General features: G+C 57.4%; 12 protein-coding genes and 1 pseudogene. 9 read left to right on the forward strand and 4 right to left on the reverse strand.

The window, feature by feature from the left end; genetic code table 11:
* Window positions 1–68 precede the first annotated feature (68 nt).
* The 7 genes and pseudogenes from bioF (at window position 69) to FQ179_RS16930 (ending at window position 8566) form a co-directional block, all read left to right on the forward strand.
* Window positions 69–1271, forward strand: a complete 1203-nt coding sequence (gene bioF, locus FQ179_RS16900; protein WP_149398494.1) for an 8-amino-7-oxononanoate synthase — start codon at window positions 69–71, stop codon at window positions 1269–1271.
* Entirely contained in the window at window positions 1264–1953 is a 690-nt protein-coding gene (locus tag FQ179_RS16905) for an alpha/beta fold hydrolase (RefSeq protein WP_149398495.1), read from the forward strand. The genes bioF and FQ179_RS16905 overlap by 8 nt, the downstream gene beginning before the upstream one ends.
* A gap of 18 nt (window positions 1954–1971) precedes the next feature.
* Window positions 1972–3404 (forward strand): annotated as a pseudogene (bioD, locus tag FQ179_RS22960) (dethiobiotin synthase).
* Window positions 3405–3830: 426 nt separating this feature from the next.
* Window positions 3831–4151 (forward strand): DUF485 domain-containing protein, encoded by a 321-nt coding sequence (locus tag FQ179_RS16915; protein WP_149398496.1) that lies wholly within the window; start codon window positions 3831–3833, stop codon window positions 4149–4151.
* Window positions 4148–5809: a cation acetate symporter gene (locus FQ179_RS16920; protein WP_149398497.1), complete on the forward strand. Its 1662-nt coding sequence runs from the start codon at window positions 4148–4150 to the stop codon at window positions 5807–5809. Before FQ179_RS16915 ends, FQ179_RS16920 begins: the two co-directional genes overlap by 4 nt.
* A 141-nt stretch (window positions 5810–5950) precedes the next feature.
* Window positions 5951–7906, forward strand: a complete 1956-nt coding sequence (gene acs / locus FQ179_RS16925) for an acetate--CoA ligase (protein WP_149398498.1) — start codon at window positions 5951–5953, stop codon at window positions 7904–7906.
* Window positions 7907–7912: 6 nt separating this feature from the next.
* Window positions 7913–8566, forward strand: a complete 654-nt coding sequence (locus FQ179_RS16930) for a response regulator transcription factor (RefSeq protein ID WP_149398499.1) — start codon at window positions 7913–7915, stop codon at window positions 8564–8566.
* A gap of 51 nt (window positions 8567–8617) precedes the next feature.
* Here FQ179_RS16930 and FQ179_RS16935 read toward each other — a convergent pair whose 3' ends face one another.
* The 3 genes from FQ179_RS16935 to FQ179_RS16945 form a co-directional block, all read right to left on the reverse strand.
* The gene (locus FQ179_RS16935; protein WP_149398500.1) at window positions 8618–12052 is read right to left on the reverse strand and encodes a PAS domain-containing hybrid sensor histidine kinase/response regulator; all 3435 of its coding nucleotides are present in this window, start codon (window positions 12050–12052) and stop codon (window positions 8618–8620) included.
* A 106-nt stretch (window positions 12053–12158) separates the two neighbouring features.
* Window positions 12159–13319: a magnesium transporter CorA family protein gene (locus tag FQ179_RS16940; protein ID WP_149398501.1), complete on the reverse strand. Its 1161-nt coding sequence runs from the start codon at window positions 13317–13319 to the stop codon at window positions 12159–12161.
* A gap of 215 nt (window positions 13320–13534) precedes the next feature.
* Entirely contained in the window at window positions 13535–14344 is an 810-nt protein-coding gene (locus tag FQ179_RS16945) for a TlpA disulfide reductase family protein (RefSeq protein ID WP_149398502.1), read from the reverse strand.
* Between the two features lie 504 nt (window positions 14345–14848).
* Here FQ179_RS16945 and FQ179_RS16950 point away from each other — a divergent pair.
* Both FQ179_RS16950 and FQ179_RS16955 read left to right on the forward strand, forming a co-directional pair.
* On the forward strand, window positions 14849–15565 hold the full coding sequence (locus FQ179_RS16950) for a response regulator transcription factor (RefSeq protein ID WP_149398503.1): 717 nt from the start codon (window positions 14849–14851) through the stop codon (window positions 15563–15565).
* Window positions 15562–16977, forward strand: coding sequence for an ATP-binding protein (locus FQ179_RS16955; RefSeq protein WP_149398504.1), 1416 nt, complete (start codon window positions 15562–15564; stop codon window positions 16975–16977). Before FQ179_RS16950 ends, FQ179_RS16955 begins: the two co-directional genes overlap by 4 nt.
* Here the strand turns inward: FQ179_RS16955 and FQ179_RS16960 are convergent.
* Window positions 16963–17334 (reverse strand): DsrE family protein, encoded by a 372-nt coding sequence (locus FQ179_RS16960; protein WP_149398505.1) that lies wholly within the window; start codon window positions 17332–17334, stop codon window positions 16963–16965. The genes FQ179_RS16955 and FQ179_RS16960 overlap by 15 nt on opposite strands.

Below are 17334 nucleotides of genomic sequence, written 5' to 3' on the forward strand. Positions count from 1 at the left end.
TCCTTTTTGCTGACGGGGCAATGCACAGCACCTCGCGCCAGCACTTTCATCGCCACCATAGAGCAAGCATGTCCAAGCTCGATACCGTCTTCCTGTCTGAACTTCAACGCGCACAACAGCTACACGTTCGCCGCCATCTGCGCAGTATCACGCCGGCAGCCCGTGGCCGCATCATGGTCGGCGATCGCAGCATGGTCAACTTTTCCAGCAATGATTACCTGGGCTTGTCTCAGCACCCTGCGCTTATTGAGCGGGCTCAACAGTGGGCCAGCCACTACGGTGCTGGTGCACAGGCATCCCGTCTGGTCTGCGGCAACCTTACCCTGCACGAACGCGTAGAGGCCAAGCTGGCACATTTAAAAGGTACTGAGGCCGCTTTGCTGTTTGCATCGGGATGGCAGGCCAATGCTTCCGTCTTGCCCGCCATTCTGGCTGCCGCAGGCAAGCACGGCCAGCCACGCGTTTTCACCGACAGGCTCAATCACGCCAGTTTGCACCATGGCTGCATGGCGGCCGGTGCCAGGCAGATCCGCTTTCGCCACAACGATCTCGATCATCTTGAACACCTGCTGAGCAAGCATGCAAACCGGTCTGAAACGGCTTTCATCATTACCGAAAGTGTCTTTAGCATGGACGGCGACCAAACCGACGTCGTCAGTCTGGCGCATCTGGCGCAACGCCATGGTGCGTTTGTCTACCTCGATGAAGCACACGCCACTGGCGTACTCGGGCCCCACGGCATGGGACTTTCGGGGCTGGCGCCGGGCGGCGTTGATCTGGCTATGGGCACTTTCAGCAAGGCGCTGGGTAGCTTTGGTGCTTACGTGGCCGGGTCACGCGCATTGTGTGATTACCTGCTAAACACCTGCTCAGGGTTTATCTACACCACGGCCCTGCCTCCCACCGTGCTGGGGGCTATCGATGCCGCGCTTGATCTGGTTCCCACCATGCAGGCCGAACGGGCACAGCTTGCCGACTCTGCGTGCTACCTGCGAGCCGGGTTGGCACGGCTGGGCCTGAACACCGGTGCCTCGTCCACGCATATCGTGCCCGCCATCATTGGAGATTCAGGCCAGGCTATGGCCCTGGCATCGGCGCTTGAGCGCGAAGGCATGCTGGCAAGCGCCATCCGGCCGCCCACCGTACCCCCCAATACCAGTCGGCTACGTATTGCTCTCAGCGCCCTTCATGTCCGCGACGATCTTGACCGGCTGATTAACGCGCTGTCTTCCCACCTTGGCCTTGGCAACAGAACCGCTTCTCATGACTAAGCCGCCAAGCGATGCGCCCAGGCCCACCCTGCTGTTCGCCCATGGGTGGGCGCTTGACCGCTCGATGTGGTCGGCGCTGCGCGTGGCCCTGCCTGCCTGGCCCCAGACTGCGTCCGATGCCGGGTATTTTGGTGACGCCAGGCACGCGGAACACCAGGGGCCCGTCATCGTAGTAGGCCATTCGTTGGGCTTTCTGCAAGCGCTAAGCTACCTGCCCCCTGATTGCGTGGGCCTGGTCGCCATCAATGGGTTCACACGTTTCTGCGCTGCGCCCGACTATGAAGACGGCGTTCCCAACCGACTTGTAGACCGCATGCTGTCGCGACTTCCTACGCATACCCACGACGTGGTGCAGGCGTTCAGGACACGTTGCGATCTTGACATGCCACCCGCGTCACCACACCCAGAGCCGTTGCTGCACGACCTTAAGCTGCTGCGCCATGCTGATGGCCGTCAGGCCATAGCAGCAAGCGCTCTGCCCTTACTGGTTCTTGCAGGCCGATGCGACACCGTTGTTTCGCCCGCCATGACACGCGCCAGCTTTGCCGGTTCACGCCATGCGCGCGTGTTCTGGCACGACGAAGCCGGCCACATGCTGCCCGCATCTCATCCTGAATGGTGCGCACGTCATATCGATGAGTTTGTTACCGCTGTGATCGGCCCACATCACCGACTCTACTGACTTCATGGAAGACAGACCATGAACAACCCGCGCCCTACTCATACGCCTGGCCGCCCGCCTGTTGCCACGATCGCCACACGATTCGGCGCAGCCGCACAGCACTATGACGCGCATGCTCACGTGCAGCGAGAAGTCGCCGTGCAGCTGGCCCAGATGATTACAGATCTACCCCGGCCTACCCGGCCGAAGGTGCTGGAAATCGGCTGCGGCACAGGTCTGCTTACACAGGCTCTGGCGCAACGACTGCGCACGGCTGACTGGACCATTACCGATATTTCACCGCAAATGCTGGCTGTTGCACAGTCTGGCCCTGCGCTACCGGGCACGGCGCGCTTTCAAGTGGTCGACGGCGAGCACCCCGATAACCTGGAAGGGGGCTATAACCTCGTGTGCTCCAGTCTGGCCGTGCAATGGTTTACCGACCTGAATACCGGCCTAGCTAGGCTCAGCGGGCTGTTGAAACCCGGCGGATACTTGGTCGTGGCCACACTGGCACAAGAAACCTTTCATGAATGGCGCACTGCGCACAAAGCCCTGGGCTTAACACCCGCCACACCTTCTTACCCCACCAGCCACGTCATTGGCGCGAACCTGACGGACATGTGCGGGGGTGTACACAGCGAGCCGTATGTATACCAACATGAAAACGGGCTCGCTTTTCTGCGCGACCTAAAGCACATAGGCGCAACGACGCCAGCACCGGGGCACATACCACTGAGCACTCGGCAGCTTCGCCAGGTACTGAAGCAATTTGACCGATCAGGTGCAACATCCACTTACCAGGTCGCTTACGGAATATGGAAAAAACCATGACAAAAGGCGTTTTCATTGCAGGCACGGACACAGGCATTGGCAAAACACTGGTCTCGGCAATACTTGCGCGAGCATGGGATGCCGACTACTGGAAACCGCTGCAAACAGGGGTTGCGCAAGAACCTGGCGACACCGAGACCGTCGCCATGCTGGCCCGACGTCGTCCCGACCAGCTACACCCTCCGGCATGCATACTGCAGGCAGCGCTGTCGCCCTGGGCAGCTGGACTACTTGAAAACACAATGCCCGACACATCCGGCCTGCGTCTACCTCTAACCCGCGCCCCCCTGGTGGTTGAAGGCGCGGGCGGGTTGTACGTGCCGATAAATGAAACCCTTATGATGATCGATCTTCCGGCTTTGCTGAACCTGCCGGTATTGCTGGTCGCACGCAGCGGGCTGGGCACCATTAACCACACGCTGCTCAGCCTGCACGCGCTGCGTCAGCGCCAGACACCCGTACTGGGCGTGATCATGTGCGGGGCACGCTCTGCCAGCAATCGCCAAGCCATCGAGCGTTTCGGCCAGACCACCGTACTGGCCGAAATTGACGCCCTACCCCATATCGACGCCGCAATCGTCGACGATCTGGCTACACAGATGCCCAGTTTTGCGTCATGCATGCAGCAACCAGCCTGAACAGCCAGCTCACTTCTGCAGTTATCTTGATTCCGTATCCAGCTTTGCGCCCCGTTCCTCGGTGACATTACCGGGCAACCCAGGGACGTTACAAAGCGCCACCTGAAGTTCACAGCTGAGTCAGCACACAGGCGAGCCGGTTCATAAGCGGCGTTAATTTCCCCGATTTTATGGTCGCGCCCGCTTTTAATTCTGGCCTCTTCGCCCGCACTATCGACGTACGAGCAGTCATTACTGCCGCCGCCTGAGGGTTGCCGCCTACGACCAAAGTCGTCTGTTCGCCGCGACGCTTCATGTCTATATTTGTCTACACCCCGTCAACGTCCAAAAATCAGGCTTCGCAGCCCGTAATGACCACACTTCAGCTTGTTGGTTATTGGCACACGTTGAAAGGGAATACGTTAAACAAAAACACCGGAGACAAACATGCCATCCAGCGAAAATGACCGCATGGTGCAGGCGGTTATGCAATTGCCCGAATACCAAGAACTGATCAGGACACGCGGACGCGTGAGCTTGGCGTTTTTCGTGACGACACTCGTCATTTACTCAGGTTTCATCCTCACCCTAGCGTTTAACCCCGAGTTATTCGCCCGCCCCATCGGGGCTGGCGCAACCATCAGTGTTGGCATTCTTACAGGAACCTTTATCACCATCAGCGCCATTATTCTCGTGGCCCTGTATGTGCACTTTTCCAACAAAAGGTTTGACCCGCTTCTGAAAACCATTGTGAGGAAAGTGTCATGAACACACTACTCAAGAGCCTGCTGCTCATGGCCATGACCATGTCTCCGGCCATGGCAGCGACTGGCGGGGCAAACATCCCCGCCATCGCCATGTTTCTTACGTTTATCGCGGGCACCATGGTGCTGACGTTCTGGGCTGCGCGCCGCACGCACACTACTTCTGACTTTTACACGGCTGGCGGCGGCATCACGGGCTTTCAGAATGGCCTGGCCATCGCCGGCGATTACCTGTCGGCGGCCTCGTTTTTAGGCATTGCCGGCATGGTGTACGTCAGCGGATTTGACGGCATGATCTACGCCGTCGGCTTCCTGTTTGGCTGGCCGGTTGTTATGTTTTTGATCGCTGAACGCCTGCGCAACCTGGGCCGTTTCAATTTCGCCGACGTAACGTCGTATCGTCTGTCGCAGACGCCCATGCGCGTGCTGGCGGCCAGCGCCTCGCTGCTCATTATTGCTTTGTATCTGATCGCTCAAATGGTGGGCGCAGGCAAGCTTATCGTGCTGCTGTTCGGCCTGAATTACAACGTGGCGGTAATTATTGTCGGTTCGCTGATGATGATTTATGTAACGTTTGGCGGCATGACAGCGACCACATGGGTGCAGATCATCAAGGCCGTGCTCATGCTGTTTGGCGCGACACTGATGGCATTTTTGGTGCTGGCGCTGTTCAAGTTCAGCCCCGACGCCATGCTGGCAGAAGCGGTACGGGTCCACCCGTCTGGCCTGAGCATTATGGCGCCGGGCTCGCAAGTCAGCAGCAACCCTCTGAACGCGCTGTCACTGGGTATTGGCCTGGCATTCGGCACAGCAGGTCTGCCGCATATTTTGATGCGCTTTTTTACCGTGCCCAATGCACAGGAAGCCCGCAAGTCGGTCATTTATGCCAGCTCGTTCATTGGTTATTTTTACCTGCTGACTTTTATCATCGGCTTTGGCGCCGTCGCACTGCTGGTGCGTCACCCCGAGTATTTCACGGCGGGTCCTGATGGCACGATAGACATTATCAACGGCCTGATCGGCGGCACCAACATGGTTGCCGTACACCTGTCGAATGCCGTGGGTGGCAGCCTGCTGCTGGGCTTTCTGGCAGCCGTTACCTTTGCCACCATTGTGGCCGTGGTATCGGGGCTGGCACTGGCGGGCGCTGCAGCCATCTCACATGACCTGTACGCCAACGTGTTTGCACGAGGCCGGGCCACCGAAGCACAGCAAATGCGTATTTCACGTTTGTCCACAGTCGTACTGGGTGTGCTGGCCATTTTGCTGGGTATTATCTTTGAAAACCAGAACGTCGCCTTTATGGTGGGCCTAGCCTTTGCCATCGCCGCCAGCGCCAACTTCCCGGTGTTGGTACTGTCGATCGCATGGCGCGGCTGCACCACACGCGGTGCTACCATTGGCGGCTTCCTGGGGCTGGCCTCGGCAACAATCTGGGTTGTACTGAGCAAAACGGTATGGGTAGACGTCTTCGGTTTTGCAGAATCTATCGTACCCTTCCCCAACCCAGGCATTTTCTCCATACCCCTAGCATTTATTGCCATCTGGCTGTTCTCAGTGTTGGACAATAGCAAGCAAGCGGTAAAAGAACGCCAGGCTTTCGATGCGCTGAGAGTGCGTAGCGAAACAGGCCTGGGCGCGACAACGGCCGTCGCTCACTGATAGCGCAGGACGTGCAGGCGAAACTCGCTCCGCCTGCCGTCTGTAGCGCACCCCGCGCAAGCGGGTAGCATCCACACAACTGCCAGCCAGCGATACGCCCTACGCATCGCCGGCGCAACATCAGAAACGAGGTAAACCATCATGACTGAAGCACGCGAACTGTACCCAGTACCCACTGGCTTTGCCGGCCCGAACACCATCACTGCCGAGCAATACCATCAGCAATACCAGGAGTCTCTGCAAGACCCCGAAGGTTTCTGGAAAAAGGCAGCCAGCCGCCTTGAGTGGTATCGCGAACCCACGCAAATTCGTGACGTAAGTTTTGCCGCTGACGATTTCCGCATTCGCTGGTATGAAGATGGCGAACTTAACGCTTCGGTAAATTGTCTGGACCGCCACCTGGAAGCACGCGGCGACAAAGCCGCGATTATCTGGGAATCAGACAATCCTGACGCCCCCGCACAGCGCGTCACATACCGCGAACTGCACCAGCGCGTATGCCGCCTTGGCAATGCCCTGCGTACAGCTGGCGTAGGCAAGGGCGACCGCGTCAACGTCTATCTGCCCATGGTCGTGGACGCTGCCGTGGCATTGCTGGCCTGCGCACGCATTGGAGCCGTCCACAATGTGGTGTTTGGCGGTTTTTCGCCAACTTCGCTGGCCGATCGTATCCGCGACTGCGGTGCCAAAGTCGTCATTACCGCCGACGAAGGCATGCGCGGCGGGCGGGCCGTTTCGCTGAAGACCAATGTAGATGCGGCGCTTGAATTGCCCGGCACCGACTGTGTAGAAACCGTTTTTGTGCTGCGTCACACCGGCGCGGAAGTTCCCATGCAAGAAGGCCGTGATCTGTGGCTGGATAAAGCTACGGAAGGCCAGCCTGACGTATGCGAACCTGAGCGCATGAATGCCGAAGACCCTCTGTTTATTTTGTACACCTCAGGCAGTACCGGCAAACCCAAGGGCGTGGTGCACACAACGGGAGGCTATCTGGTTTATGCAGGCTACACGCATGAGGCGGTGTTTGATCTGCGCGAAGAAGACGTGTTCTGGTGCACGGCCGACATAGGCTGGATTACCGGCCACAGCTATATTGTGTACGGCCCGCTGCTCAATGGCGCCACAAGCCTCATCTTCGAAGGTGTGCCAACCTACCCTGATGTATCGCGCTTCTGGCGCGTAGTCGACAGGCACCAGGTCACCATTTTTTATACCGCACCCACCGCCATTCGCTCACTCATGCGGGAGGGCGCCGAGCCCGTGAAGGCCACTTCCCGCAAGTCATTACGCCTGCTGGGCACAGTGGGCGAGCCCATTAACCCCGAAGCATGGCGCTGGTATCACGACGTCGTGGGCGATAGTCGCCTGCCTATCGTAGACACCTGGTGGCAAACGGAAAATGGCGGCATTCTTATTGCACCACTACCCGGCGCCATCGACACCAAGCCCGGTGCAGCGACCGTACCCTTCTTTGGTGTTCGTCCTGCGCTGGTCGACAGCAATGGCGAGATCATCGAAGGCCCGGGCCAGGGCAACCTGATCATCACCGACTCATGGCCTGGCCAGGCCCGCACGCTTTACGGCGATCATGCCCGGTTTATCGAAACCTACTTCAGCACGTATCCAGGCTCTTACTTTACAGGCGACGGTTGCCGTCGTGATGACGACGGGTACTACTGGATCACCGGGCGGGTCGATGATGTCATCAACGTCAGCGGCCACCGCATTGGTACTGCAGAGTTGGAAAGCGCGCTGGTGGCGCACCCCAAGGTTGCCGAAGCCGCCGCAGTGGGGTTTGGGCACGAGATCAAAGGCCAGGGCATTTACATGTACGTCACCCTGGTAACCGGCGAAGAGCCCAGCGAAGAATTACGCAAGGAACTGGTCGCGTTCATACGCAAGGAGATCGGCCCCATTGCTACACCCGATCACCTGCAATGGGCGCCCTCTTTACCCAAAACCAGGTCGGGCAAAATCATGCGCCGTATTTTGCGTAAAATTGCAGAGAATGCCCCTGAGCAATTGGGTGACACCAGCACGCTGGCCGACCCATCTGTGGTTGATCAGTTGCTTGCCGAACGCCATGTTTTTTCATAACCGTCCATGACAGAACTGCTGATTGCCGATGACCACCCCTTGTTTCGCGAAGCGTTGCGGGGCGTGGTGTCGCGCACATTTCCGCAGACAATTATCCATGAAGCCGACCAGTTTGATAGTTTGTACCAACTGGTCGAGCGCTATCCCGACGCCGACCTGCTCTTGCTGGATCTGGACATGCCCGGCGCCCGGGGCTTTAGCGCGCTCATCCACTTGAGGGCTTTGCATCCGCAACTGCCCATTGTCATTATTTCGGCACATGAAGAACCCATTATCATGCGCCGTGCACTTGATCATGGCGCCATGGGTTTTATTCCAAAATCGTCCGATGCCCGTCAGCTTGGCGCGGCCTTGCAACAAATTTTGGAAGGTTTTCCGTGGGCACCCGTTGGCATTGAAAACGGCCCCGGCGCCGATGACGACGAAATGGCCATCGCCGACCGTCTGCGCGATCTTACGCCGCAGCAGTTCAAGGTGCTCCAAATGGTCAGTTCGGGGCAACTCAACAAACAAATTGCCTACGACCTAAATGTCTCCGAGGCCACCATCAAGGCGCACATGACACACGTCATGCGCAAGCTGGGCGCCTCCAACCGCACACAGGCTGTGCTTATTGCCTCGCGCCTCGGCATTCCTGACGACACCGCTATCCAGGATTAAGCGGCAAACCATATTGATATCCCGCCCCGCCCTGCGGGCAGGCCGCTGACATCAAGAACGTTTGCCGTGTGCAGCAAGAAACGCACGTAAGGAAGCCGGCCGAACTGGTTTGGTTAAAACCCGATACCCTCGAGCACGTGCAGCCTGCTTCAGACTATCACTGCCATCGGCGGTGAGCAACGCGCCTGGCACGCCGGGTGCCAGTTCCCGCAAAGCGTCCAGGCCATCCAGCCCGTCCAGACGGTCATGAAGGTGGTAGTCAACCAATAGAACCTGCGGGTTCTCGGCCATAAGCGCCAGCGCCTCGTCTATCGTGGTCGCGCATATTACCTCTGCCCGCCAGCGTTGCAGCAAAGCCTGCATGCCCGCCAGAATGTCTGAATCGTTGTCAACACACAGAACACGCAGCCCGTCTAGTGAGACGTCTCGCCGCTTGCTCCGCTCAAGCGGAGGCATTAGCACGGCAGGGGCTTCTGCGCGGGGAACGGCAATGGAAAACATACTGCCCCGTCCTACCTGAGAGCGCGCGCCCAGCGTATGTCCGAGCAGTGTGGATATTCTCTGGCATATGGACAAGCCCAACCCCAACCCGCGGCCATCCCAGTCAAAGGGCTGCTCAAAACGGTGAAACTCTTCATAAATCTGTTGCAAATGATTGGGCGGAATGCCGGGCCCCGTGTCCCAAACCTGCAAAACGACCTGATCCCCGCGTTTGCGGGCCGACAGAATAATGCGCCCCGACCGTGTATAGCGCAGCGCATTAGCCAGAAAATTCTGCAGAACCCGCCTGAGCAGACGGCGGTCGCTGCGTACAAAGACCGGGCGAGCATGCAAGCGTAGGTCCAGTCCACGGCCAAGAGCCATGGGGGCGTACTGATCAGCCAGTTGCTGCAGCAATACAGACGCGTCAAACACGGTCACGTCAGGCCGCAATGCTCCGGCATCAAGCCGTGAAACATCCAGCAGCCCGTCAAGCAGCTCTTCAGCGGCGCGCAACGAGGTATCCACGCGCTCGGCCAGATGATGCTGTTCATCAGCCTGCACCGTCTCCCTCATGGCCGAGGCGAACAGGCGCGCTGCATTAATAGGCTGAAGCACATCATGGCTGATGGCCGTAAGAAAGCGTGAACGCGACTCCTGCGCCACTTCGGCTTCGTGGGTACGTGCTGTTACGCGCTGCTCCAGTGTTTCGTTGATAAGGCGCAGTTCGCCCTCTACCCGCTTGTACTCGGTGACATCGGTATAACTGGTGACATAACCACCGCCTGGCAGGGGACGCCCGCGCAGCTCAATAACCTGATCGGCGCCCAGTCGGCGTTCATATACATAGCGTGATCCCGCCCGCATATACGAAATGCGCTTGTCGATTTCATTATCAACATCCAGGCTCTCAATGTGACCGAGCTCGCCCCGCTCAGCATTGAAGCGGATCAAATCCGCAACAGGGCGGCCCACATACAGCATGTCGACGGGATACTGAAACAATTGCCGATAACGACTGTTCCATGCCACCAGTCGCATATCGGCATCCACCACACTGACGCCCTGATCAATGTTCTCGAGTGTCGTCAATAAAATATCGCGATTGAACCGCAGCTCATGTCCGGCCTCATCGAGTATGGCCACGACAGCTGCCACCTCGACACCCGACCCTTCGAGGGCGCTGGTCAGAACAAGGCGCGCCGACGCAGCCCCTATCGCAGCCGCCAGCAGCAGTTCGGTAAAATGCACCCATTCCATATCGGCACGCAAGTCTGCTGACAGCGCCTCATTTGCCTGAGCGGCGCGATCTTCAAATGCCCGTCGGGCCGTTTTTTCGCCCACGATACGCGCCGCCAGGGCCAGTAGATCGCTCACCAGCAAGCTGCCACGCCAGTGGCCAGAGTCAAGACTGCGCCGGGCAGCATAAGGTTCGAGAAAAGGCTGCGCGCGCAGTCGCTCACCCAAACTTGGGCGCCAATGTGCCGACACCAACATCATGGTCGCCACATTGAACAATAATGACCAGAAGGTACCGTGAGTGAGTGGGTCCCAACCATCGACGCCAAACAGCTGGTGAGGGCGCAACCACTGCAGGCCGAACAGCCCCTGGGTGAGCCAGTCGCTGCCCATCCAGCCTGCGTCGGTGAGGGTGGGCAAAAGCAGGGTATAAACCCACACGGCAAAGCCGATGAGCATACCGGCTTCAACCCCTTTACGACTCGCACCGCGCCAGTACAAGCCCCCGATCAGACCTGGCCCAAACTGTGCCACGGCGGCAAAGGCCATAAGGCCAAACGAAGCCAACGCCGTATCGGAGCCGCTGGCACGATAATAGCCGTAGGCCATGGCCGCTATACCTACAATGGCAGCCCGTCGTATCCACAGCACCAGAGAGGCCACGTTACGACGCTGTGCCCCGCCCCAGCCACGCCGCAACAGCAAGGGCATGACCAAGTCATTGCTAACCATGGTAGCCAGTGCCACACTGACCACAATGGCCATGCCTGTGGCTGCCGAGAAGCCCCCAATGTAGGCCATGACGGCCAGCGTAGTCTGATTCTGCACCAGCGGCACCGCCAGTACAAAGCTGTCAGCTGCGACATCACCACCACGGCCAAACAAGGCCACACCCGCGCTGGCAATCGGCAGCACCATCAGACTCACGATGATGAGATAACCACCAAACATCCAACGTGCCCGCCGTATGTCAGCCACGTTGCCGCACTCAACAATCGCCACATGGAATTGCCGCGGCAGGCAGATCACGGCAGCAAAAGCCAGCAAGGTCTGGCTGACGAAGCCAACCGGTGGCGTATTTTCAATTAACGATTGGGCTGCCCCGACGACGTTCAACCCTGACACCGAGAACCAGCGCACCGCAGACAGCCCAACCACGACCAGCGCGATAAGCTTGACCAGCGACTCAAACGCCACGGCCAGCATCAGGCCAGGGCGGTGTTCGGTCGCGTCAACCTGCCGCGTTCCGAACAGTATGGAAAATATGGCCATCAGTGCCGCCACATAGAGCGCGGGGTCGCCAAACGTGGTGTAGATCATGCCTGAGCCGCCCAGCACGCCCAGGCTGATCGCCACCGCTTTGTACTGAAGAGCCAGATACGGAATGGCAGCCACAATGGCGATCACTGACACCAGTGCCGCCAGGCGCTGTGAACGTCCATAGCGCGAGGCGATAAAGTCAGCAATGGATACTGTGTTCTGCGACTGGGCTATCAGTGCAAGCCGCTCAATAATGCGCCAGCCAAACAGCAGTAAAAGCAGAGGGCCAAGATAAATAGGCAGATAACCGATGCCAAAGTGCACGGCCGAACCCACGGCGCCGTAAAACGTCCATGACGAACAATACACCGCCAGCGCCAGGCTATAGACCGCAGGCCGCAGCCAGGGTCGTTGAGGGTATAGAGGATACCTGTCGCCTACCCAGGCAACCGCAAAGAGCAATGCGGCATACACCAAGGACACCAGCACAAGCCAGCCGGGCAACATTTCTTGTCTCCCTATGTTGTTATCGTCTGTATCACTGTATGTGTGGACGCACTCCTCGGCTTTTTAGACCGTGGCTTTTGCACACATGCCCGGCATCTGACTGCTGTTAACGTTTACGCTCTTGTTTGTCATCTGAAAAATACTGCTTGCGCGAAAAATAGAGCAGCAGACCGACCGCTATCATCAGCATGACCGTCATCGTGCCCCAGAACCCCAACGGGGATTGCAACCAGGGTATGGCAACGAAATTCATGCCAAAGACACCCGCGATGAGATTAAGTGGCAAGAACACCGCCGTGATGGCAGTTAGTGTACGCATCACGTCGTTGGCTCGGTTACTCTGGATATTGAAATGGATTTGCACGGCTGTCTCGGCATTACGCTCAAGCTGGCGGATATGATGCACCACCCGCTCAATATGCTCCAACACATCACGTGTACGCACCATGAGTAACTCGCGCTCACGCCTTTCCTGCTCAGTACTAGCCTCTGGCCATTGTTCGAGCATGTCCATCCAGTCGCTGAGCGCTACATGCTGGTCATCACAAAGATCATCCAGATGGTGCAACGCCTGTCTGGCCTTGAGCAGGCTGTCCCAGTCATCAAATCGTGTATCTGCCTGCAGCAGGCGGTATTGCCAATGATCAAGTTGCTGGCTCATGGTTTTGCGCAAATCGAGATAGGCATCGACCATTAGACTGATTATCCGCAGCATGAGATCGGCGGGTGATAGAGGCAGGCGCGACATACTACCTGGCTGCGCCGCTGCGGAGCGCCCGTCATTGACAGGAGCCAGCAGGCTCAGACGCTGCACAAACGTATCTACGACCGTGCAATGATCTGGATGTATGCTCAGCAGCACCCTATCAAATGCTACAAAGCCCACCGGCTCGGTCTGAGCCTTTCCGGTAACAAGCGGCGCAACAGCATGTATTTTAGCTTTGGGCACCTTGGCGTCCGTTTGACCTGTAGGCGCCGACACAGGCACAGCATCGGCAAGACGCCGGAATACCAGTTGGTTATAGCCGGACGTGTAATCAAACCGCGACGGCAAATGCGTATTGAGCAAATCAGAAACATGCAGATCAAGCAAGCGCAGGCCCGTCAACTGGTGCAATGTGACCTGCAGATCTTCCATATGCTGGCGAACCTGCTCGCGCTCCACGGCCAGCCAGATAAAACCATCTTCTGGCGGTACGTGAGGCGGGCTTTCCAGCTCAAGCATGGGCTGGTTGGTACGTATAAGGAAAACGCGCAACGCGCTCATCGGGGTGCTCCGTGTAACCTCAAAGCACACGCCTGAGGGCAATACGACGATAGTACTGTTCGGCAAAGCCGCCTGCATAATAATACCGAATCTGCACGCCTGGCTGGTGACCAGCCTACAGACTGGCGGCGAACATCAGTTTCAGCTCGGACATTAATCGCGGCAAGGTGCCGAACCCTGCGGTTTTTTATTTTGATCTCGGGAACAAGGCAAGCTTATGGTGTAAGGGCGTTTATGCGATGCGTTAAGGTTGCGTACGATAATTCACCCAGACGCATATCCATCAGCCGCCCATTGGCGTCAAAAAACAAGGTGGCGGGCAGGCCGCGCTGCTCAAACCTTTTGGCAACATCACCTCCTGCGTCTAGCAGCACTTCACGCAAATCCAGTTTATTGGCTTGTAGAAACTGCTGCACCTGCTCTGCCGACTCACCCTGATTGAGCATAACAATATTGATCTCTGGCCGCTCTTTCTGAACCTGCTCAAAAACAGGCATTTCACGTCGGCACGGCGGGCACCAGCTGGCCCATAAGTTAATGACCGTGGGCTTGCCGGCATAGCTTTGCAGCGCAACCTGCCCGCCACCCATTAAGGACGCCGAAAATGCAGGCAACGTTCTTACTTGTTGCCGCTCAACACCGACCAGCAAGGTGCCAGCCAGCCACACCACGGTAAACGTCATTACACCAGCCAGCATGGCCTTGCGCAGAGGTTTGGCTCGCCAGGCCAGCCACATTACGTACACCCAGACCGCGACCAGCCCTGCCCACGGCTGCCACCCACCATCGCGAATGTCCAGCATGGTTAATGGATGGCGGCTATAAGCGTCAAAGTACTGCACCACAAACGCCAGCCTGGACGCAAACAGCCCCAGCAGCAGGCCACGGTAAAGCAGCCCTTCTACCTGGGCACGCGCATTACCCGCAATGCGGCGAGCGAGCAACAGGGCCAAAATCGCTGACACGACCAGCAGCAGCACACCGAAAGGTAGGGACAACGGCCCCAACGACACACCCTGGCTCATCAGCCACTCCTCGCATACCACGTACTCACTAAGGAGGACCAAGCGGTAAATCAGTTAACAATGGGCACTAAGATAGCATTAACACGCCACCGTGAATGGGCTTCGCGGGCCAGCCGTGCCGCGACAATATACTTGACCATTACGGTGCTGCCTGCTCTTCCCCCAACAATTGCCATAGGGTGGGTCATCGCATGCCTGCTTTTGGTGCAGGCGCTTCATCTGAGTAAATTTTCGTTTTTGATACTATGGCGTTTACCTTTGAACTGTGGCATTTTCCCTTGATAAGCTACGAGCAACTCCGCTTGCTGCAACCGCCACAGGCATGCTATTTACCCGGCCTTAGTGCAACTAGCGTACATTGCCTGCATGCCAGCTTAAAATAGAGCCGGGCCAGAGTGTTATCGTGCGCCTGTGCAGACGGCGCTTCACGGCTTTGCCGATGCTGCCCACACTGCCCTGCAAGCTTATATCTCGCCCTTACGCAGGCGAAACCGGAACATAACCATGTGGCACTGTCTCATCATCGAAGATGACCGCGAAAACGCGCGTTACATCGTCAACGGCCTGCGCGAGCTGGGCCATGTCGCCGTGGCCTGTCATGATGGCAGGTCAGGCCTCGATGCCGCCACGCGGTCTAACTGGGACGCCATTATTCTTGACCGCATGCTACCGGGCGACATTGACGGGCTGGCCATTCTTTCAACCCTGCGCGCTCTGGGCAAAAAAACCCCTGTACTGGTGCTCAGTGCACTCTCAGCCATTGATGATCGCATCAGCGGGCTGGAAGCCGGCGGCGATGACTACCTCGTCAAGCCATTTTCATTTTCCGAACTTGTAGCCCGCCTGAAGGCGCTCATAAGACGATCGCAGGCAGACGACAATGTTCGCGAATTGCGTGTGGGCGAATTGACCGCCAATCTGGCTACCCGAGAGACCAGTCGCGCAGGCCGCGTTATTGCGCTGCAGCCACGCGAATTCAGGCTTTTGACACACCTAATGCTCAATGCACACAGCGTGGTAACCCGCACCATGCTGCTGGAAGCCGTATGGGATTATCGATTTGACCCTCAGTCTAATGTTATTGACGTCCAGGTAAGCCGACTGCGTCGCAAAATCGATGGTGATTTTGACACGCCCATGATCCACACAGTGCGCGGTGCGGGCTATATGCTTTCAGACCGGCTCCCAGACGAACAGCCCACACCCACCCAGCAACAATGATCAGGCCGCTCAAACGCATTTACGCACGCCTGTGGAATTCTATTTCGTTTCGGCTAACCTTTAACTACGGCCTGCTGGCGATACTGACCACCCTTATTCTGCTCGCCTTTATTTATTTTCAGGTGATGGGCGCATTGCACACACAGCGATATCAGCAGATAACCGCTACGGCACAACGTATGGCAATCGTTTACGAAGATCAGGGGCGCGAAGGCCTGATCAAGGCCATCAACCTAATCGTCTCAGATCGCATCGACTCAGAACGCCAAGCTTATTTGCTGGTTGACGCGCAGTACCACAAGCTGGCCGGTAATATCGACGCGCTCCCTACTTCACAGCCTACTTATCTTGGCCTTTTCCAAGGCGATATCTTCAGAAACGGTCGGCGACAGCCAGGCCACTTTATTGCCTATCACCTGGCTGATGGATCCATATTGTTTGTGGGGCAAGATCTAAGCGAAATCGACAACGTTACTACCCTCATTCTGCAAGGCATTGCGGCGGCCATTGTGCTGGCCATGGTACTCGTCATGCTCGGGGCCTATATATTCAGGCGCGAACTGGAGTACCGGGTAGGAACCATACGGCAGATTACGAAAAAGGTCAGTGCGGGCCAGTTGTCACAACGCATTCCTATTTCACATGCTGAAGACGAATTTACGTTGCTTAATCAAGACATCAACACCATGCTCGACAGAATCGAAGCATTGATGAATGGCGTTCGGCATGTTTCAGACACTATTGCACATAACCTGCGTACGCCGCTTACACGCGTCACGGGTCGCCTTCGCCTGGCATTGCAACCTGGCACTAGCCCCGATGAAATGCGCCAGGCAGCTGCCGCCGCAATGGAAGAAATCGAGTCACTGAACGTGCTGTTTGGAAAAATGCTGCAGCTTGCCGAAATCGAAGCAGGCGTGCGGCGTCAGACGTTTCGCTCACGACGACTGGATGTCATTGTGGAAGATGTGTTTGAGATGTATTCGGCCGTGGCAGAAGAAGAGGGAAAAACCCTGGAGCTCAAGCCATGCGCACCGATCTGGGTGCCTGGCGATGCCGACCTGCTGGCCAGCGCCTGCGCAAACCTGATTGAGAACGGGCTTAAGCATGCCCGCACTGGCGTCACCATTGGGGTGTTTGTTGACAATATGGGTTGCGCCCGGGTTGCCATCAGCGATGACGGCCCCGGCATACCCGCCACTGAATTTGATCGCGTGGGCACCCGCTTTTATCGCCTTGACGCCAGTGTTTCTGGCCACGGCCTAGGTTTAGCAAGTGTACGGGCCATCATGGCCTTGCACCAAGGCTGGTTAGAGTTTTCCGACGCCAGACCGGGGCTGCGGGCAAGCATGTGCCTGCCCGCTATCGGGGTCTCAGGCAACCTCACGCAAGGGCGCTCAGGTAACCTGTAATGACCCCTTGGCTCCCATCAACAGGTCAATCACATCAGGCGCTGTGATCACGGGATACCTGGGGTCCATCTGCTCGGCGTTCATGCCATTGTGAATCATGCACGCGCCACAAATGGCAACCTGCCCGCCCTTTTCCAGATACTTTTCGAGCAAGTCTTGAACTGGCTCAAACGGCGCGCCTATATTCATGCCCTTCATCGCACCGGGCTTGCCGAGTTCAACGGCCTCGACCATAAGAATAACAGTGCTGCTATACCCCTTGAGCACCGCATTAAGCGCCATGGTAAAGGTTACGGTAACTTTCTCTGGGTTGCTCTTGCCATCGAATACGGTGGTTACGTAATCAGTTGGTGTCAT

This window comes from Pusillimonas sp. ANT_WB101 (genome assembly GCF_008369125.1).
GTDB lineage: Bacteria > Pseudomonadota > Gammaproteobacteria > Burkholderiales > Burkholderiaceae_B > Allopusillimonas.